Here is a 20,399-nt window from a genome sequence, read left to right as displayed (position 1 = left end):
TTATGGGCAGATGCGGGGTGTTGATGAATGGATGACCGGATAGGTCGATGGAAAGGCAAGCTGTTTCAATGGTTTCATAAATATAAAGAACCGGTGTGGCGTTTGTTTCAGAAGTATCAAGACTTTGTGTATTTAATACCGTTTGTTCTCCTTTCGCTGAAAGTAAGACTGCAATATTTCTACTTTCTGCTGTCCTCGGAACAAGGCTTCCCCCAGTCGGACGATACCCGGTGGTATATCCACTACGCGCAATCCTTGATTGCAAACCATACGATCGGTCAGGATATGAATGACATCCTATATATCGGGTATAACGTGTTGCTTGCGCTGCTGCTGGCAATATGCAAAGATCCCGTATACGTCATATTCATTCAGACCGTTACGGCAGCCCTATGCGTCGTTCTCGTCTATAAAATCGCACAGATGCTGTTCAATCGCACAACCGCACTGATCGCTTCCTATTTATACTGCTATCACACGTGGCCGATTACGCTTTGGTCCTCCTACATTCTTTCGGACAGCTTTTTCATCAGTTTTCAGCTGCTGTGCGTGTACTTTTTGCTGAAATGGACGGACACGAAAAAGAATAGCTATAAAGTATGTTTTATCGCTACGGCATTGTATTTGTTTGTTTTTCGTCCGGCGGGCATCATCACTGTATTGTTTATCGCGATGTATCTCTTAATCCTAGTCGGCAAAGAAACTTGGCTTGCTTTTTTGAGAAAGCACAAGCTGGCGATCGGAGGGATTCTTGCGGCCATTGCTGTTGCTTCCGTAGTGCTCTTGACGAGCGGAAAGCTGGACCCGTTAATGGCGTCTATGCAGTTTAATGCCAAGAAAGTATTGTACAACATTTACGCCTTCGGTTGGATTTATGATGGTCCCTCGCCTTATGATCATTATTATAAGCCCGATTACCGTATGAATATTATGAACAGTTTAATTATTAGCTTTTTCGTCAACAATTGGGATCACATTGCGGTGATCTACGGGAAAAGAGCCCTTGCTTTTATCGGTAGATGGGTATGGACCTTGGATTTGACGAGCTTGAAAGGGATTTTCAAACTTTCGGAACAAGTGTTCCCTACGTTTTTATTTTTTATAGGGCTTATAGCATCATTGCGGAACCGGCTGTTTCGAAAGTCGTCTATCTTATGGTTGATGGTTGTGAATGTATTTATTTTTTGCATCATTTTTTTCATCGACGGAATGTACAGATACAAGGCGCCGGCCATCCCCTTTATTGCGATCGCGATTGGATATGGAGGAGACCGGGTGCTGCAGACAGCGCTTCTCGTTATGAAATACGTATGGAGACGGTTAGGAGCCAAAGACCCTTCTCCAGTCATTCACAATCATTCTGCAGAACTGAACAAGGCCCAGTCGGGCTGACGGATGCCACGTCCAATCGTTGTTGAACCGAAGCGCCAGCTGCATGCTGGCGCTTTTGCGTGTGCGGCTGAGCAGGGAGGGCTTGAATGTGTTGTCAAATTGAAAAAAATAGAATTGCAGATCGTCCATAAACACCTGTGATCTGTCTATTTTCGTTCCCAGCCTCGAGATATATAATTTTCCATGAAAGCGATGCCATGTTCTTGGCTGCTGTATTTACATCGAAATTGGATAGGCCCTCGCTTGGTTCCTTGAAGCGTCAAGATGTTGAAAAGCACAGAGAGGAGTTAAGGCCCTTGTTACCCTACAAAGCGTTTGCTGCCCAAGGTAGTGAGCATCTTTCTCTTCCGCTCCGGCTATGCTCCATCGATTACCACAGAGACTCCCCTGTGACGAGTCCATATAGCTTTCACGTTTGTCAGGTCATTGTCGGCATGAAAGGCAAAGGGGTCCTTCGCCTTCACGGAGAAAAGGAGTTTGTGCTGAAGCCGGGGCAGGCGGTTATCTTAAAGCCTGGTATTACTCATGAGTTCGAACAACAGGACATTGGTTGGGAGACGGCGGCTGTACGTTTTGACTGCAACCCGTTCGTACTGTCACAGTTTCGTTTACGGGCCCACAAACCGCTGGATCTGCACTCTTCAAACCGGGTGATGGAGCTGATCGAACGGTTGCAGCGACAAACGCGCTCGGAAGAAGGCACGGCGTTAAAGCTGTCGGAGATGGTATACTCGCTGCTGCTGGAAATTAAATTGCAATCCGAAAGCTTGCAGCAAAAAGCGTCTTATCCGGTGCTCACGACGCAAAGGGTCATGGATTATATCCATAAAAATTACGCCCGTAAATTGAATCTTGATGAATTCTCGAGAGTGTTCGGTTATACGCCGCAGCATTTAAACCGTATATTCAAGAAAGAATCAGGCTATTCGATTTACCAATACATATTGAAAGTACAGCTGGAGCAGGCGGCGGATATGCTGGGCAACGAAGAGCTGACCGTAGAGCAGGTCGCCGATGAAGTGGGAATGGAATGGCGTTCCTTCTACAGGCTGTTTCAGCGGAAGTATGAAGCGTCGCCCGGCGAGTTCCGGAAGCTGATGAAACAAAAAACGCCAAGCTGACTATACGAGAGATCTCGATCGGCGAAATGCCGGTGGGGATTTTTTTCGTTTTTATACCGTAGGAGAGAATAAAAAAAGGTTCCCAGCAATGGGAACCAAGAGATATTAAAGCGCGATCCGAGGAGGGAGGCGCTGAAAAACCAATAATAAATGAAAGACCTTACACCATGAATTATAGATTAGGCTGAATGGAAAAAACATGTTCAAAAGAAATATGGTATCTGGTTATTCTGAATGCGTCTCCAATCGTATGACCGAAAAATATGCTTTTGTTCTTTTTCACCATATTTACGTTCAGTCCGTACATAACATAAAACTACTGATTTCGTTAAACTGAGCATAGTGTCATGAAAAACGTGACGGATGGGAGTGGACCTATGAATTAGCATGGATCGATTCATAACCAGAATCCAACATTCGAAGCACGCATGAGGAGGAGAAAAAAAGAATATGAAGAAAAGTTTGCCCGCTATTTTATCCCTGGCTATGGCGTTCTCGATGTTTTCGTCCGTAGCATTTGGTGCCGAAGGTGAAGGGGATGCTGATGCAGCGAAAACATCCGCGAACTTCAGCGACCTGAAAGATCTCGACGCAGCCACGAAAGCAAAATTTGATGCATTGATTTCCGCAGGTGTCTTCGACGGTGTCAAAGAAGGCACATTCGGCCTGAAAGAAAAAATGAATCGTGCCCAATTTGCCAAGGTTGCAGCGCTCATTTTCGGTCTGAAAGTTGATTCTTCCTTGAAAACGTCCAGCTTTACGGATGTGAAAGCTGACGATCCGGCCAACGGATACGCTCTTCCTTATATCGAAGCCGTTAAAGCGGCTGGCATTACCGACGGTTATGCTCCAGGTCAATTCAATCCGGCGGGTGAAGTGACGAAGGAGCAGCTCGCGACTTTCCTGATTCGCGGTTTGAAAAAGGATAAGGACGCTCAAGCGACTCCTGGCGTAGCCGACAAAACCGTTTCCGATTGGGCGAAAGGTTATGTTGCGCTGGCTATTCAATTGAAAATCATGAGCAGCGGTGCGGACGGAACGTTCGGCGGTACTTCGGCAGCGACTCGCGATATGCTGGTAACCTCCGCATACGAGGCTCAAAATCAATACAAAAACTTGAACAAGCCGGCAAAAGCTTCGGTAACTGAAGCCAAGCCAACCGGCGTATACACAGTACAAGTAAAATTAGATCGAGAAGTCGATACGAAAAAAGCGAAGTTGACCTTGAAAAAGGGCTCGGCCGACATCGAGACGACTGTGAAGTGGGCGGATGACAAGAATTCTGCGACACTGACGTTGACGGATGTTAGGATTTCCGCAGGTGAATACTCCGTAACCCTGAGCGGTTTGGATGCAAAAGATCTGGATAAGACTGTTGCGAAGTTCACAGCGGAAGATGAAGTGCTGAAAAGTATCGATTTCTTGAGTGCCAACGACACAGTAGCGAAAGCAAGCAAAGTCATTCTTAAGCTTGCTGCGAAGAACCAATACGGTGAGAAAGCTTCTTTCTCGGCAGGTGGTTATGACGTATACACATCTGGCGCACAAGATGCAAAAATCACAAAAAACGACGACGGCACATTGTTGCTCTCCATGAGAACGGATGTTGAAGGCCTTTCTCCTGGTGCAACTGTCATTCCGGTAACCGTAGTAAACAATGATCAGCATGTGACGGTTTCTAAAAGCTTCAAACTGGGCGTAGCTCCAATTTTGACGAAGCTCGAACTTGGGGATGTACAATACTCTAACGAAACGGAAAAAGCCATTAACGCCAAAGGCGATTATGCCACACTCGAATTGAATCTTTATGATCAATACGGCGGCAACATTTCGTATGATTCCAATATGAAAGACATTTTCGGAGATCCGAACACCGATTGGGAGAAAAGCGTCAACGTAATTTGGAACGATTACATTGGTTCGACTTCGAGCGGTGCCACAATCATTGGGAAAACCGTTGAAGACAACGGAAATAACATTCCGCGCTTGAAGCTTTCCTTGAACGAAAATGTGGATAAGTCCGGAGAGTATACGTTTACGGTAACGACTCAAGCCGCAACGGCGACTTCTAAGCTGAAAATTCAATCAAGCAAAATTGCAACGAAAGTAGAGCTCGGTGATTTCAACGATGTGATCGCGAACGGAGATCAGGATGTATATATCCCGCTCGTTGCTTATGACGCTCTAGGCAACCAATTAAGTGTCGATGATTTGACAAGCGATGCCAACCGCGACCGTATCCAAATTTCCGTCTCGGGGGCAGGCAACAAAGATGAAGGATGGGACGGTAAGATTACGAACTCGGGTGCACACAGAGGGTCCGTTCATATCAGAAAGGTTTCTGCACCTGCAAAGAGTTCGGTTGCCGTGACAGCCGTTATTGCTAGTCCGAATGCAACAAGCACTGCAACAAGAACGTATACGGTATCCGATACCCGTTATCCGGATCGTATTAAGGAAGTTGAAGTACCGGCGAAGGAATACTATCCAAATGCTTCTTCAAGTTTCAAATTCCAAGTATATGACCAATATGGAAAGTCTATGAACTATAACTTGCCTGTCTCAAAAGACGGTAAAAATGTAACATATAGTGTTTACGTTGGCTTTACAGCTGACAGCAGCAATTACTTTACGGTTACGAAAGATGATGATAGCCAAGAAGGAACGCCTATTGTTTCCAAGTCTGCTGCTAAAGAGTTTAATCATGCAGATGAGTGGAATGAAAATTCGTTTAAAACTATTAACGACGGTTTGAGAGTGGTTGCTGCAGAGGGAGCCGCTGCTGATGCGCAAGCAAGACTTCGCTTTGAAATTAGAAAGAGTGAAAACGGCGGAGCCCAGCAAACGATGTCTTCAGTGGAAAAATCACTGAAAATTGTATCTGAAAACGCTGATTTGAATTATGCTATTGCTGATCTCGGTACTATGCATAATACACGTGACAGTGGTTTGAGCACGTACTATCCTCCAGTTCTGCCTGATATTAACGGCAAAACAATTGCCAGCGCAACCTTGTATAATATGCTTGGAGGACATCAACAAAAGCAAAAGGTAAGCGACACACTTTACTCTGCGGTTTATAGTCCGTTTAATAAAGAAATAAAAATGAACGTTACGACGGCGTCCGGCGATAAAGTAGCTGTTCCGAAAAATTTTGTTAAGCGTGCGACAAGTTCTGACCAAATCTCGGCGTTTGTAGGTCGGGATCCAAAAGACGATAAGTGGTATGTTTTCGGGTACAAAACGGGTTCATCCACGATCTCAGTAAATTATGAGAATCGTAAAGGTGAGAATAAAGTTGCTACCGCAACGGTAACGCTAAAAAGTGAACGGAAGAAACTTATAGATGTAGTTGCGCGCAACAAGAAGATTCAAGTGGAAGGTGTTTTAGCCGGCTCCAGCGATAAGTATCGCGCCTATAACGTTGCTGATGCTTACATAGGCGAAGTATCTAACGGGTTGATGAATCTTCAAGTAACAGATCAATACGGTACATATGACGGAACCGTTGTCAATGACTACAATCATATCTTTGGCTTGCAATTCACAGCTGATCATGTTGTGCTCAAAGGTGCTGCAATGGGCGATGAGCGAGATATTGTGGAAGTAGTTCAAGTAGGTGAGTCTCAGGGATCTACAGCGAGCCAGGTTGCCAATGTGTATAAAGTAAAAATTGGTAGCAACGTGAAGCAATTCGATTTATCAGCAACATCAACCAACGGGCTTTCTGCTACAACTGAAGTTACCGTTAAGTAGTATCGAACCGGAACTTTATAATTGTAAACTGCCTGAAAGACCAACCCCAGTGCCCGATGGCATTTGGGGTTGTTTAACTTTCCTCTTGCTTTTTTGTAAGATCCTGATTCCGTGAAACTACATTCATAAAATGTTAGAAAAATAGACTCTGGTGGCGTAAAATAAAGAAAAGGGATCAGGAAGGCTATGGGATCAATGTCAATCTGCGCGAGGGCAAAACCCATGTGCAGAAAGAAGCCGACGCATTCCTAACCCAAAGTTTGGAACTCGCTCGGCGTGCGACCGACAAACCGCTACTGGTACGGATGGATGCCGGCAATGATGCGCTAGTCAATTTGAACGTGTGCCTGGAGCAAAACGTCGACTTCATTGTCAAGCGCAACCTGCGCCGGGAATCGCCCGAAGAATGGCTGCTCATCGCCCAAGCAAGACGGCATGTGCTGCGAGGAGCGAGAGGGTAAGAAGGTTTATCTCGGCTCCATCACATGGAACGACAAAAAACTGAAGCGCCCGATTCGCGTGGTATATCAGGTCATCGAGCGCACGATCGAAGCCGGTGGCCAACTATTGCTCGTGCCAGAAATCGACGTACAGGTTTTCTTTACGACGCTGACGTGCTCACCTTGGCAGGTCATTCAGTTGTACCGTGATCACGCCACGAGCGAGCAGTTTCATAGCGAGTTGAAGACGGATTTGAATTTGGAGCGACTCCCTTCGGGTAAATTTGCGACCAACGACTTGGTGCTTTGTGCGGGTCTGGTTGCTTACAACTTGTTGCAGATCATTGGACAAATTTCGCTTCAGGAACCCGATGCACCGGTGAAGACGAAAGTGAATCGTCGGCGTGTGAAGACCGTGATCGAGAATCTCATGTGGCTCGCTACACGGATGGTGGAGCATGCGCGGCAAACGAAGCTTCGCTTTGGTATTCATAGCCCATGGTTCCCCGTCTTCCACCGTATTTATACCGTATTGTCGAGTTGATGGATGCAAACAAATGTTTGAAGCAAGAGCCGCAAAAAGCAGGCTCTAGTTTCTTGTGTCTGTTTTCGGATGTCGCCACTACTTCACGATTTTGGGATGTGAGCGAAACCATTCTTCTACCTTGAACCCAGTAGTTTCACGGAATCAGGGAAGATATTAATGTGTAAAAATACGGAATAAATATTCGTATCCTTATACATTTATTTTTCACATGTGAAGGCGCGTTCCGGCCTTCTGTTTCCTCGACAATTTTCGAGTTGTTTTTTATTAAAATCCTTAAATATATCTTGCTCAAAAGCAGACAAATATGTCATAATTATTACATCACATTTAACCACATAAGCCGTTTGGAGCTGTTGAGCAAAGTGTACGAACGATATAAAGAATACTTAAGGTACGTGCACCAAATATACCGAAAATGCATGAATGTCGGTTATCCGTTTTACATGAAAATCAAGGATATAGAGTTTCTATATATCATTCCATTTTTATATCTGTCTCTGAAAGTGAGATTAGATTATTTTTTTTATTTGAAGTCGACAGATACAGGCTTTCCCCAGTCTCCGGACTCACAGTGGTACCTCGATTATGCACACGCTTTGATGACCCGTTTCGAGATCGGCTCGCATATGGACGATATATTATATATCGGCTACAATCTGCTGCTGACTTTGCTGCTGGCCATTTTTAAGGACCCTGTCGCGATCATTTTCATTCAGGTCATCGTCGCCGGATCAAGCGTTATACTGGTCTACAAGATTGCACGGATGCTCTTCAATAGAGTAACGGCCATCATTGCGTCCTACTTTTATGCCTATTCCTGGGATATTACCCTTTGGTCTACTTATATTTTATCCGACAGCTTCTTTATAACGCTCCTGCTTCTTAGCATCTATTGTCTGCTGAAGGCCATAGACACGAAGAAAAAGAAGTATACCGTAATATTCGTACTTATATCGCTGCTCATGCTAGTATTCCGGCCCGCAGGCATCATGTCCGTCGCTTTTATTATGCTCTATATCGCGATCATTCACCGGAAAACGATGATGGCTTTTATCGTAAAGTACAGGCTTGCCATCGGAGGTGCCGCGACCGCCGCGGTTGCTGTTCTAATCATTCTCTTTGCGACGCACAAGCTGGACTCGCTGATCGAATCGATGCAGTTTAACGCGAAGAAGGTATTGTACAATATATACGCCAACGGCTGGATATACGATAGGCCGTCGCCACACGATTACAAATTTAGACCTGATTATACCATTAACGTGTTCAACAGCCTAATTCTCAGTTTTATCATTAACAACTGGGATCATGTGTTGATCATATACGCGAAGAGAACCATAGCCTTCCTCGGAAGATGGGTGTGGCAGTCAGATCTGCAAAGTGTAAACGGTATCATTAAATTTGCAAAGCAGGCGCTTCCGACTGCGTTGTTCATGCTGGGAACCATCGCCGCGATCATCGACGGAAAGTTTCGCAAGGCTTCCGTTGTGTGGCTGACCATATTCGCCGTTTTCGTATTTTGCATTATCTTTTTTATTGATGGACTGTACAGATACCGCGCGCCAGCGATACCGTTTATGATCATGGTAACCGCTTACGGAGCTGACAGAGGGATTCGTTTGGTATTGATCATTGCCAAAAAAATGATGGGGAAGCTGAGCCGCTATGGGAGAAGAAAAAGTACTGATTGTAGTTCCGGCATTTAATGAACAACATAACATTTTGAAAGTCATCGGCGATATTAGAGGAAGCATACCGGACTTCGATATTCTCGTGATCAACGATTGCTCTCTGGACAAAACGTCGGCCAACGCAAGAAAGGCGGATGGCGTGAAGGTCGTGGATCTTCCATACAATTTGGGCATTGGCGGCGCGGTGCAGACCGGTTTCAAATACGCCTATGCAAATGATTACGATTATATGGTTCAGATCGACGGCGACGGCCAGCACATTCCAAAAGAGGTCGACAAGCTGCTGGACGCGATGTCGCGGAGCGGCTGTGATATGGTTATCGGGTCGAGGTTTCTCGATATTCAGTCGTACCGTACGACGTGGACCCGCAGGCTCGGCATTAAAGTGTTTTATTTGTTGTTCCGGCTGCTCATTCAAACGAAAGTAACCGATAGCACATCGGGATTCCGGATCTACAACAAAAAGAGTATCGAGCTGTTATGCCGTCATTATCCCGATGATTATCCCGAGCCGGATGCAATCATTCTCTTGAAAAAGCACGGGCTCACCATCAGCGAAGTTGGCGTAGAGATGAGAGAGCGCGAGCACGGATCATCTTCCATCACACCGATCAAAAGTCCGTACTACATGGTGAAGGTCATTTTATCGATCTTCTTCTCCTACACAAGAACAAGGTGGTGAATGGGCAATGGATGGTGAACATATGTATAGCGTTCAGATTATGGGCGTTGCATTCAGCCTGATCATCATTATATCCGTATTTTTAATGGTCAGAGCCCGAATGATTAAGGAAAAATATTCGCTTGTCTGGTTTCTGATCGGTTTGTTTACGCTCGTGATGTCGGTTTTTAAAGGTATGATGGACTGGTTTTCGAATCTGATCGGCATCGATTATGCGCCGTCGGCTTTCTTTTCCATCCTGATCGCCTGCGCCTATTTGCTGCTGCTGAATACGAGCGTCAGCATTTCAAGCCTGAAGATGCACAACAAAGCGCTGACGCAGGAGCTGGGACTTACGAAACTCAGGCTGGAAGAGCTTGAGAAGAAAATGAACGAAGGTGGACGTAATTAATTACTTAATGCTATTACTTAGCGTATCCATGACCGTGGCCGCGCAAACGCTGCTCAAATTCGGCAGCCGCAACGTGAATTTCGAAGGTTCCATGATTAACATATTGCTAGGCTACATGACTTCGCCGTTAATTGTCGGCGGATTCGCGGCTTACGCCCTGGCCGCGATCATCTGGGTATACTGCTTGTCCGCGTTTGATCTCAGCTACGTTACGTTTGTATCCAGCATACAGTACGTGCTGCTCATCTTGGTATCGCTGCTCATTTTCCAAGAGCATATTAGCGTTATGAAATGGGCGGGGACCGGTTTTATTATGATCGGCGTCATTTTTTGGCTGAAAGGATAAACGTTCATGTTCAGGTGTGTCGCCTATACGGAGTCAATGAAAGACGAATGGGATCAATTGGCAAGGACCCGGGGCACGGTGTTTCATACGACGGCCTTCAGACAAATATTGATCGGCTCATTCGGATATACATGCAGCTACCATGCCGTTCTGGATGATCAAGGCCGCATGTGCGGCATCATTCCGCTTGTGATCGGACGAAATCTCGGGCTGAAAAAGGCGGCGGTCTCGCTTCCATTTGTCAACTATACCAATATATGCGCAGAAAGCGATGAAGCACTTCGTTTTGCCGTGGAAGCGGTCATGCAACTGAAAACAAAGCTTGGTTTGAGTTATATCGAGCTGCGGCTGAAGGAGCAAAGCTTGCAGCGCTCCGACTGGACAGCGAATTCGCATAATTATACTTTTATGCTGCCTCTTACGGATGATGAGGATCAAGTATTATCGCTCTCCAGCGGCAGCAACCGCAATCATGTGCGCAAAGCATACAAGAATGGCTGGTTCGACGTTTCCTTTGACCGGGACCGGCTGGAAGATTTCTATAATGTATACGTCAGGCGGATGAAGCAGCTCGGCTCTCCATCACCGGATATCCGTTTTTTTCGAAGCTTCTTCGAGCATTTGCCGGAGCATTCGACGTTGCTGACTGTGCTGGACAAGCAGAATGGTGACGTCGTCGGGGGCATGCTGCTCGTTGTGAGTCCGAGCGACGGGACGCTGTATTATCCTTACGGCGCCAATCTGACGGAATATAATAACAAATATTTGAACAACTTCATGTACTGGGAAGCCGTGAAGTTCGGAATACGCAGCGGATTGCGTTATCTGGATTTGGGGCGGTCGCCCAAAGGATCGGGTACGTATAAGTACAAGGAACAGTGGGGGGCCGTCCCCGTTCAGCTGCATTATATGATGTATGACGGAGGAGAGACGAGCTCCGGTCCTCCGGACAAGCAGAGCTTGAGCTTTTTTATCGAGCTGTGGAAAAAGACGCCCCGGTTCATTACCGATCCGGTGGGTAAGAAGTTGATTAAGTATATTTTGCCCTAGGGATGTTACATTACGAAATAGAATGAAAGACGCGCATGAAGCAATTCGAGCGTCTTATTCCGCGGAAAGGCTTGGCGCCGCACATCAGCTGTACCCTATTACATGTTTCGCCATCGGAGGATGCAAATTCAATGAGTAACCCGAATAACTGGAAGCAGTATTTTGACCAAAAGGCTGAGACGCATGGAGCGTCTGTCAAGTCATCCGATTATTTCGATGACGAAAGCTTTTTTATGCAACGAAACAACACTTTGCGGTGGCTTGGTGAGATGAAAGGCAAAGAAGTGCTTGATGCCGGGTGCGGCGTCGGCGCTTTCAGCGAGCCGCTGGTGAAGGAAAATACGGTATATGGCGTCGACTTTTCCGTAAAAAGTTTGGAATTTGCCGCGCAGCGCGGTCTGGTTACATCGTCGCAGGACTTGACGGCTATGAACTTCGAGAGCGGCAAATTTGACGTGGTCATGTGCATCGGCGTGATCCAGCTGATCGAGCAGTACCAGGCGGTCATCCAGGAACTGGCTCGGGTTACCAAACCGGGCGGAACGCTGCTGATCCAGACGCTGCATCAGGGTTCAGTCCAGCGGAAGCTGCTCAAATTGTTCGAGAAGAGCAAGAAGTTTGACAAAATGTATGCGATGGATGAATTAAGGGACGTGTTCGCGAAGCATGGCTTTGAGCATATCGAATTTTTGAAGATGTATCATCCGTTCAAGTTCGTAGCGAGCAGCCGTACAGGCGGTAACGTATCCGATGCGTTCTGCACTTCGTTTGCGATAAAAGGGAGTAAGAAACATTGATCAGGTCGGCTGCTGTAAACCAAACGGACAATATGCTAACCTTTGATATCGAGGAATGGTTTCACGCCAATTACGACCATATAAATCCCGACGATTATAGAGGCAAGGGCTCCAAATTCAGGGCGCATATGGATGCGCTGCTGCAAATATGCAGCGATACAGGCTCCAAAGCGACGTTCTTCACCCTTGGCTGCATCGGCGAGGACTACCCCGACGTCGTGAAAGCGATCGCGCGGGAAGGGCATGACGTCGCCTCTCACGGTTATGGGCATCAGCTTGCGTACAAGCAAACCTATGATGAATTCAAGGCCGATGTGAAAAAATCGGTCGATATTTTGGAAGACTTGACGGGGAGTAAAGTACTCGGATACCGGGCGCCTTCCTGGTCGATCGTCGAGAGCAACCTGCACTATTTGCAAGCGCTCGTGGAGCTCGGGTTAAAATACGACGCCAGCATCTTTCCTGTGAAAACATTTCTATACGGCATCCCGACCGCGCCGACCGAAATTCATAGGCCGCAGGTTAACGGCCAGGAGTTGGATCTCTTTGAGGTGCCGATGTCGGTCATGAAGCTGGGCGGGCGCAATATGGGCTATTCGGGCGGCTTCTATTTCCGCTTTTTTCCGACATTTTTTATTAAGCAGGCCATCCGTTCCGCTAATCGTCAGGGCCGCAATACAATCGTCTATTTGCACCCGAGGGAGATCGACGCGGCGGAGCAAAAGCTGAGCTTGCCTTCCAAGGAGCATTTTATCCACTATTACAATGTGAGCGGGACGAAAAAGAAGCTGCAGCACATCATGACCAGCTTTGAATTTACTTCCGTTGCGGAGCATTTGAAGAGCCGGTTCGGGCTGCAAGTGTAAAGAAACATACGAGCGTTTTCTGTGCAGAACGATGCGGAAGGCGCTCCATGTTGTGTTTGTCGGACTTGTGAGTAAGCGAGCGAGTGTTTGATGAGTGAAGAATTTCGGCGATTTGCTGCCGATTGACACAATTAGAGATCGCTGCTATACTAAAAACACACTTAATACATCGGAATATAAGGATATCTACCGGATCGACCGGAGACCTGCCTCGTTCGCGACAGGTCTCTTTTTTGTACGCATCATGGCTGTTTCAACAAAGGAGGGAGAGGGCATGATGGTTTCTTTAATGGAGCTCGATGCGCTTGTGGACGAACATTTGACGAACTTGCCCGATCATCGGTTCGTGTCGCATTGCTTGGAACGATATGGCTTGAACAAAGGTGTATACAATACGATAGACGACTGGATGTATCGCAAAGGGATGATATCGATTACGGAGCGAAGAGAGGTTATGATTATTTTTCTGGCTTCGCTGCAAGAAGAGAGAGGTTCGTCCGGCCCGCTGCGATGGGGCAAAGGCGTGTTGACGAAACGGCTGCTCGAGTTTACCGAACAGTACAAGTTGTAAGGAAGAGGTTCACAGACGCGTCGAACGCCTGGTTATCAGAAAATCTCGATGGGGATGGGGCGTCTGACGGCTGTCTTCGCAGCGCCGTAGTGTGCTGCAAACTCAAGTTTCAATTGACAATGATAATCTTTATCAATAAGATGAAGGGAGGGCAGTACAACCGTTTAAGGAGTGGAATGGTATGTTTATCGAAATGAAAACGATTATCGTCCAAGAGGGAACTTCCGAGCTTGTTGTCAACCGATTCGGTCAGCCAGGTGTCGTTGAGCAGCAGGAAGGCTTTATCGATCTCAGCGTTATGGTGAAAAAAGCAAGAAGAGGCGACGAGGAAGTCATTGTCATGATCCGCTGGGAATCGGAAGAAGCCTGGAAAAAATGGGAGACGAGCGAGGTCCATCTGGAGGGTCACAGGCAAAGCCGGGGTAAGCCGAAGCCAGAGCATATTATTAGTTCGAGCCACGCCAATTATGAAGTAAAGGTGACCAAGACGCCTTAGTGCTACTCCGAACTCATATTTATGTAAAAGCAGGTACGATGCGCTATCGTGCCTGCTTTTTTTGTGCAAAAGGAGACAAAGTATGGCGGTTATGGCTCCCTATGAAACTATTTTCTTCTCCATGTCGTCTAATAGGCGGAATGGGAGAGGAGTCAAAAAACAAATGAGAAAAATAACCATGCTGTCGTTACTGCTTTTCGCGGCAATAACGGGAAAGGCTTTTGCATACGATGTGCAGTTGAAGCCGTTTCAGGACGTGGGACCGACGGACTGGTTTTATGACAACGTGTACTCGCTTGCTGCACTGGGTATGATTAACGGTGAATCCGCAGCGATATTTCATCCGGACGGGCTTCTTTCGCGGGAAGCCTTCGTGAAGCTGATCGTCGCTGCTTCGCGGGAGGAGACACAACAAAGTTCCGCTTCGTCTCTGCCGGATGTACCGGCGGACCGATGGTCTTACCCGTATATCGCTTATGCGGCTGAACGCCATTGGATTAACTTCATGCTTGACGCTTCCGGTCAGTTTCATCCGGCGCAGCCGATCACAAGGGAAGAGGTTGCGGCCTTGATCGGAAAAATGCTGCTCGAATCGCTGGACGAACCGTCGCGCAGTCAGTGGCTGCAGTCCGGCTGGATCGGCGAAAAGGAAGCGAACCCGTTCAAGGATAGCCGCCCCATCGCCGAGGCGATCGCGCCTTATGTGTATTATGCCGTTCATCAAGGCATCCTGGAGGGCGACGAGCGAGGCTTCAGGCCAGGCGATCTACTGCCCCGCAAAGAAGCGGCCGCGATTATATACCGCTGCGTGGACCTAGCGGCAACCGGGCAAGCGCTGGACGTTACCGGTTTTTATGCGATTCGGTCTTATCCGGCGATCGGCCGGATCTCCTCGCTATCTAACGTCATCTTCGGCTGGTCGCATCTGCAATACGATAAGGCCGGACAGGCGAGCTTACAGACGGAAGCTACCGAATACCGCATTCCGGATGGCTGGGAGCAGGCGGTAGAGGCGGCCAAGGCAGCGAATATTCACAGCGAGTTGATGGTGTATTCCGGTGGGGCCTCGCTGCGCGATTTCGTCAAAGATAAGGCGGCGCAAGCGGCCTTTATCGACTCGCTGCTGCAAACGCTGGACGACCCGCAGTATCCGTTTACCGGCGTGTGCATCGATTTTGAAGGCTTGAAGGAGGAAGCCGGCGCGGCCGATTATGTTGCCTTCTTGTCGGCGCTGAAGGCGAAGCTCGGTCACCGGTCGCTAACGGTTGCCGTGCCGCCTGTTTATTACTACAAAGGGTACGATTTGAAAAAAATTGGCGATATCGCCGATACGGTCATCTTGATGGCGTACGATTTTACCGATCAAGGGGGCAAGCTGCCTTCGGCTCCGCTGCCGCTTGTGAATGACACGGTTCGGCAAGCGCTGGTCGCGATCCCGAAAGAAAAGCTTGTGCTCGGCATTTCCAAGCAAGCAAACCAGTGGATTACTTCGCAAGGCGGCACGTCTTATTACGAACCGGAGATCGATGCGGTGGAACGGCGGCTGGCTGCACAGCCGGAAGGGCAATCATGGAGTTTGCCGTATCATTTGAAGCAAATCACGTTTCAGGATGAGCGCGGCAGCCACTTGATCTATTACGAGGATGCGGAGAGCATCGCCAAAAAGCTGTGGCTGGCCCAATATTACGGGCTCAAAGGCGTATCCATATGGCATATGGGCAATGCAACTGCGTCGGATTGGGATGCGATCCATGCCGCCGCAAAGTAACGGAATGCATCTCCGGCGTAGTTAGGTTAGCAGCAGTATGGGCAGCAGCGGATCATTTCAGCGGGAGACCCTTTGAATCAGAACGACATCCTTTGACTCAGACACCTTTAACTCAGACGCTTGACATTTGGCGATTCATCCTGTATAAATAGTTCTAATATTGACATGATGCGTATAACAGAACATTGGTGAACGGGAAAAGTAGTCCGTGACAAGCAGTCGCAGCGAGCCGGGTTGGTGTGAGCCGGTACGGTTGTCCAGGATGAAACGGGCCCGGGAAATGGTTTGCCGAACCCGAGAAGCAGTAGGCAAATCCGGTCATGGACCGTTACAACATGGAGTGGTCGGGCCCGTATGCGGCTTGACACGCAGAGTGGTACCGCGGGATCTATATAGCTCTCGTCTCTATTTATTTGGAGATGGGGGCTATTTTTTGTTCCATTCTAACGATGTTCGCAAGCGTATTTCCACCGAACAGGCTTCGGACAGAAGCTGTTCCATGCTACTTACTGGAGGGCTGCCAAGATGATGAAGATGAGCGATGTGATGGAATCAGCGGTACAATCCGCATTAAGCGAGTGGTTGCAAGACGCTGGCATCGAGCGACCCGAAGGGTTCCGGATCGGGATCGAGCAGCCGACCCACAGCACCCATGGGGATTACAGCACCAATATCGCAATGCTGCTGGCCAAAACGTTAAAAAAGCCGCCGATTGCGATCGCCGGCGAGTTGAAAGAGCGGCTGGAGCGGGATTCCGCGATGAAGGCGCTGTTTGGCCGCATCGAGGTCGCTCCGCCGGGGTTCATTAATGTGTATGTGGACTGGAAGAAATGGGCGGAAGGATACGGCCGTACGGCCGCGCAAGCTTCAGAGAAGCCCCGCAAGAAGGTACTGATCGAGCATACTTCGATCAATCCGAACAAGTCCGCGCATATCGGGCATTTGCGGAACTCGTGCATCGGAGATACGCTTGCAAGGCTGCTCAGGCGAACCGGCTGCCAGGTAGAGGTGCATAACTACATCGACGACTTGGGGAATCAGCTGGCCGATACGGTTGTCGGCATGCTGCATACGTCAACAGAGCAACACTTTATGCGCTTTGGCGATTTTTGCTGGGAGACGTATGCGAAAGTAAACAGGCAGTATAAAGAAAATCCGGCGCTGCAAAACGAACGGACGGCCGTGCTTCATGAGCTGGAAAAAGGGAATACCAATATGGCCTGGATGGGATTGCTTGTCGCAGAACGCATCGTCCGGGAGCATCTGGAGGAAATGCAGCAATTCGGCATCGAGTACGACGTACTCGTGTGGGAAAGCAGTATCGTCCGGGAAGGGCTCTGGTCGCGCGCGTTTGAGATGCTGCAAGCGACACCGAGGTTTCGGCAGGAGACGGATGGCAAGCTTGCAGGCTGTTGGGTGCTTCGGCAGCCGATTGGAGAAGGGGAACAAGAGACGGAAGAAGGCGCGGATTACCAAGCGGACAAAGTGCTGGTGAGATCGAGCGGGATTTTGACCTATACGGCCAAAGACATCGCGTACCACTTGTGGAAGTTCGGCCTGCTCGGCACCGATTTTCGTTACAAGAAATTCGCCGACAAGCTGTGGTCCACCCATCCGGACGGCATGTCCAGGAAGATCGGTCATGCCGATCAGGTCATCAACGTGATCGATTATCGGCAGGAATACCCGCAGGCGATGGTCAAACAGGCGCTGCAAGCGCTTGGATTTCATGAGCAGGCGGAGCAGCTGCGCCATGTCAGTTACGGCGTCGTATCGCTCAGCCGGGAGTCGGCCGCCGGGCTTGGCGTGGACACATCGGAGGCGAAGCATTCATACCCGATGTCTGGCCGACAGGGCATTGGCATCAAGGTCGACGATTTTTTGAGCCGTATGGAGCAAGTCATCGAGGCGAAGCGTTCCCGCAAAGCCGGCTTGTCCAGCAGAGCGATAGCCGCAGCGTCAATCCGGTACTACCTGCTGAGATTCCATCTGCAAACGGAAGTCGTGTTCGATTTAAACCAGGCGACCGAAGTATCCGGCAATACGGGCGTCTATATGCTGTACGCATACGCCCGGGCATGCAGCATATTGGATAAAGCGTCCGATGATTCGAAGCAAGCCGCAATGAAGGAGAACGAGCAATTGGAACCTCAGGAATACAGCCTGATGCGCCATATAGCATACTGGCCGGAGACGCTGCAGGCGGCTGCCGACGAACTGGCGCCCGGCATCCTATGCGCCTACGTGTATGAACTGGCAACGCTGTTTAGTCATTTTTATGCCAGCTGCCCGATTCTGAAGGCCGAGGAACAGACGATGCGGTTCCGCCTGTGGTTGACCGAGCGTTTCCGGGAAACGCTCCAGGACGGGCTGCAAGTGCTCGGATTGCCGACGCCCAAACGAATGTAAACTAGAGTCCTCCTGCTTTTCGTTAAGCCGGGGGACTCGTTTTATAACAACGGAATGCATACGTATGAAGCGGGGTTGAACCCTTAAAGTTAAAGAAAAAGCACGTTCCTCAGCGTCAGCCATTCGTTAAAGAAAACGTTTACAAAAAAGAAGGCGCCATGCTATAATTCGATCGATTATTACAAAATAATGTCCATGCATAAGCAAATGTCAAGAAAAATTAACTATTTTGGAATAGGTAATAGACTGGTAACAAACGGATATTTTGGAAGTTAATCCTAATATGAACCAAACGACACGCGTATGCAGCCTTGCTCAAAAACAGTGGTTCTCGGTCGGTGGCCGGCGGCCTATGCTCTTGTCTGCCCTTGTTAGGAAAAATTATGCATAAAAGATAATAATAGTAAAATAATTTTAACTTTTAACGTATTGAAAGGGGGAATTCCGGGGAACCAATCATCGAAACAACGCTTCATTTTTTTACCTCATTTCATTTATTCATCGTTTTTCTCCCATCTTAGATCAGCAGACCGCCCAACCTTGATATCCACTCATTTGCCACTCTAGGAGGATGCTTATGCTCACTGCGAAACAACGACAAAAGGTAACATGCGCTTTGGTTTTATCCTTCTTATCGACGGGGGCTGCGATCGCTGCCGAGCCTGTCAAGGCCGCCGAGACGAACGCCATTCCGTCCGTTATGATTACGGAACTGATCCCTAACGCCAAAAACGTAAAGCCGACCGGCGCTAAGGATAACTTTGACGAGGCCTACGAGATGATCGAGCTGTATAACAATAGCGATCAAGCGCTCAAGCTGTCGGATATTCGCATCGTCGTAAAAGACGGCTTTGACGAAAAGGATAAAGAAAATGCTCCGTGGAATTGGGGAGAGGACGCGGGAAGAACGATTCCTCCTCACGGCGTGATGATTGTATGGATTAAACAGGCCAATAACCCGTTTACGCTGGACGATTTTTACAAGTTTTACCGAAGCAAAAATCCCGATCTCGAGCCAGGACAAGTCGCCGTCGCTTCGGGGATAGGGCTGTATAATACGGGAAAACGTATGCTTTTCGTTACGAAGGCAGACGGCACGAAAATCAGCGCGATCGCTTACGAAGGAAGCACGGCCGACCCGACGGTCGACGACCGGGCGATTCATTATTCGTATCCTACCGATGGCAGCATTCAGCTTCGTAAATTTCAATCCGGCAAAGATTCCTTATCGACGCCCGGCAAGCTCAGCGCCGAGCAAATTCCTCCGGCGCCGGTCAAGGCCGAGCCGAAGCCGGCGTTCAGCGCGGTAGAGATTGCAACCAAGCTGGGTATGCTGACGGGAGAGGGGAGCGGCGTTACGGCGGAATATTTGGCCAAGACCCCGACACGGATTCAATCAGCGGTTATGTTCCTCCGCCTGAAAGGGCTGGAAACGGAAGCTGCCGGCTTCAAGGGCGACAACCCATTCAGCGACGCCTCGTCGGCCGAATGGGCCGCTCCGATCTTGGCGTACATCAAAGCCCATCCGGAGCTCGGGATGGAAGGAGTCGGCGATAACCAGTTTGATCCGAATGCGGCCATAACGGCGCAGGCGTACTACAAGATTATGCTGCAGTCGCTGGGGTACCAATACGGCACCGACTTCACATGGGAGCAGACGATCGCCTTTGCGGGCTCGAAAGGGTTGGGCAAAGCGGCCGAAGCGTCCAAGTTCACCTTATCGGAGCTGGCGACGGCCACGGTCGAGACGCTGAGAGCGACAGTCAAAGGCTCGAATAAAACGCTTGCGCAGGTGCTGGTGGAACAGAAGGCGATGAACGCCGACTTGGCTAAGTCGGTAGGGTTGAATTAACTCTCCGATGCCTTGACCGCCGTCTGCTTGCCGGTCTGCGGACATGCTTTTCGATTGCCCAGGCCTCTCAGCTATTCATTTAACAATACTTCCAATTTATTTTAGGAGCCATTCCTGTAATGAAGTAATTTGAGCTTTGAACGCAAAAAGCCCCTCTTGTATACTGGGAAACGTTCCGGCAAGAACAAAACCCACATACGAAAGAGGCGCTCAAAATGAAGTAT

At 48.6% G+C, this 20,399-nt stretch carries 17 protein-coding genes and 1 other annotated feature; all 17 genes read left to right on the top strand.

Features of this window, described 5'->3' with window-relative positions; all coding sequences use genetic code 11:
* Window positions 1–27: 27 nt before the first annotated feature.
* Complete coding sequence (locus KXG62_RS18560) at window positions 28–1,392, top strand: glycosyltransferase family 39 protein (RefSeq protein WP_218093498.1); 1,365 nt, start codon at window positions 28–30, stop codon at window positions 1,390–1,392.
* 389 nt (window positions 1,393–1,781) lie between these two features.
* Window positions 1,782–2,513: an AraC family transcriptional regulator gene (locus tag KXG62_RS18555; RefSeq protein ID WP_218093497.1), complete on the top strand. Its 732-nt coding sequence runs from the start codon at window positions 1,782–1,784 to the stop codon at window positions 2,511–2,513.
* Window positions 2,514–2,963: 450 nt separating this feature from the next.
* Window positions 2,964–6,269, top strand: coding sequence for an S-layer homology domain-containing protein (locus KXG62_RS18550; protein WP_218093496.1), 3,306 nt, complete (start codon window positions 2,964–2,966; stop codon window positions 6,267–6,269).
* A gap of 224 nt (window positions 6,270–6,493) precedes the next feature.
* Window positions 6,494–6,730, top strand: coding sequence for a hypothetical protein (locus KXG62_RS18545; RefSeq protein WP_218093495.1), 237 nt, complete (start codon window positions 6,494–6,496; stop codon window positions 6,728–6,730).
* Window positions 6,705–7,253 carry a transposase gene (locus KXG62_RS18540; protein WP_218093494.1) on the top strand — a complete coding sequence of 183 codons (549 nt, stop codon included), beginning with the start codon at window positions 6,705–6,707 and terminating at the stop codon, window positions 7,251–7,253. The genes KXG62_RS18545 and KXG62_RS18540 overlap by 26 nt, the downstream gene beginning before the upstream one ends.
* A 629-nt stretch (window positions 7,254–7,882) precedes the next feature.
* Window positions 7,883–8,962, top strand: coding sequence for a glycosyltransferase family 39 protein (locus KXG62_RS18535; RefSeq protein WP_218093493.1), 1,080 nt, complete (start codon window positions 7,883–7,885; stop codon window positions 8,960–8,962).
* Window positions 8,922–9,629 carry a glycosyltransferase family 2 protein gene (locus KXG62_RS18530; RefSeq protein ID WP_218093492.1) on the top strand — a complete coding sequence of 236 codons (708 nt, stop codon included), beginning with the start codon at window positions 8,922–8,924 and terminating at the stop codon, window positions 9,627–9,629. The genes KXG62_RS18535 and KXG62_RS18530 overlap by 41 nt, the downstream gene beginning before the upstream one ends.
* Before the next feature lie 7 nt (window positions 9,630–9,636).
* The gene (locus tag KXG62_RS18525) at window positions 9,637–10,020 is read left to right on the top strand and encodes a DUF2304 domain-containing protein (RefSeq protein ID WP_218093491.1); all 384 of its coding nucleotides are present in this window, start codon (window positions 9,637–9,639) and stop codon (window positions 10,018–10,020) included.
* Window positions 10,007–10,366, top strand: a complete 360-nt coding sequence (locus KXG62_RS18520) for a DMT family transporter (protein ID WP_218093490.1) — start codon at window positions 10,007–10,009, stop codon at window positions 10,364–10,366. Before KXG62_RS18525 ends, KXG62_RS18520 begins: the two co-directional genes overlap by 14 nt.
* Window positions 10,367–10,372: 6 nt before the next feature.
* Entirely contained in the window at window positions 10,373–11,416 is a 1,044-nt protein-coding gene (locus KXG62_RS18515; RefSeq protein WP_218093489.1) for a GNAT family N-acetyltransferase, read from the top strand.
* A gap of 131 nt (window positions 11,417–11,547) precedes the next feature.
* Window positions 11,548–12,213 carry a class I SAM-dependent methyltransferase gene (locus KXG62_RS18510; protein ID WP_218093488.1) on the top strand — a complete coding sequence of 222 codons (666 nt, stop codon included), beginning with the start codon at window positions 11,548–11,550 and terminating at the stop codon, window positions 12,211–12,213.
* On the top strand, window positions 12,210–13,079 hold the full coding sequence (locus KXG62_RS18505; protein WP_218093487.1) for a DUF3473 domain-containing protein: 870 nt from the start codon (window positions 12,210–12,212) through the stop codon (window positions 13,077–13,079). Before KXG62_RS18510 ends, KXG62_RS18505 begins: the two co-directional genes overlap by 4 nt.
* Window positions 13,080–13,353: 274 nt before the next feature.
* Window positions 13,354–13,650 carry an RNA-binding protein gene (locus KXG62_RS18500; RefSeq protein WP_218093486.1) on the top strand — a complete coding sequence of 99 codons (297 nt, stop codon included), beginning with the start codon at window positions 13,354–13,356 and terminating at the stop codon, window positions 13,648–13,650.
* A 181-nt stretch (window positions 13,651–13,831) separates the two neighbouring features.
* Window positions 13,832–14,146 carry an antibiotic biosynthesis monooxygenase family protein gene (locus KXG62_RS18495; protein WP_218093485.1) on the top strand — a complete coding sequence of 105 codons (315 nt, stop codon included), beginning with the start codon at window positions 13,832–13,834 and terminating at the stop codon, window positions 14,144–14,146.
* A 163-nt stretch (window positions 14,147–14,309) separates the two neighbouring features.
* Window positions 14,310–15,914, top strand: a complete 1,605-nt coding sequence (locus tag KXG62_RS18490) for a glycosyl hydrolase family 18 protein (protein WP_218093484.1) — start codon at window positions 14,310–14,312, stop codon at window positions 15,912–15,914.
* Between the two features lie 179 nt (window positions 15,915–16,093).
* Window positions 16,094–16,324: a binding site (T-box leader), on the top strand.
* 118 nt (window positions 16,325–16,442) lie between these two features.
* Entirely contained in the window at window positions 16,443–18,323 is a 1,881-nt protein-coding gene (locus KXG62_RS18485; RefSeq protein ID WP_425517358.1) for an arginine--tRNA ligase, read from the top strand.
* A gap of 577 nt (window positions 18,324–18,900) precedes the next feature.
* A complete protein-coding gene (locus KXG62_RS18480; RefSeq protein ID WP_218093483.1) occupies window positions 18,901–20,175 on the top strand; it encodes a lamin tail domain-containing protein in 1,275 nt (424 codons plus the stop codon).
* The last annotated feature ends 224 nt before the right edge of the window (window positions 20,176–20,399 follow it).

The sequence above is a fragment of the Paenibacillus solanacearum genome, from assembly GCF_910593845.1.
Taxonomy (GTDB): domain Bacteria; phylum Bacillota; class Bacilli; order Paenibacillales; family NBRC-103111; genus Paenibacillus_G; species Paenibacillus_G solanacearum.
The sequence above is the reverse complement of the archived record's forward strand: the minus strand, read 5'-3'. Positions and strand labels throughout refer to the sequence as shown.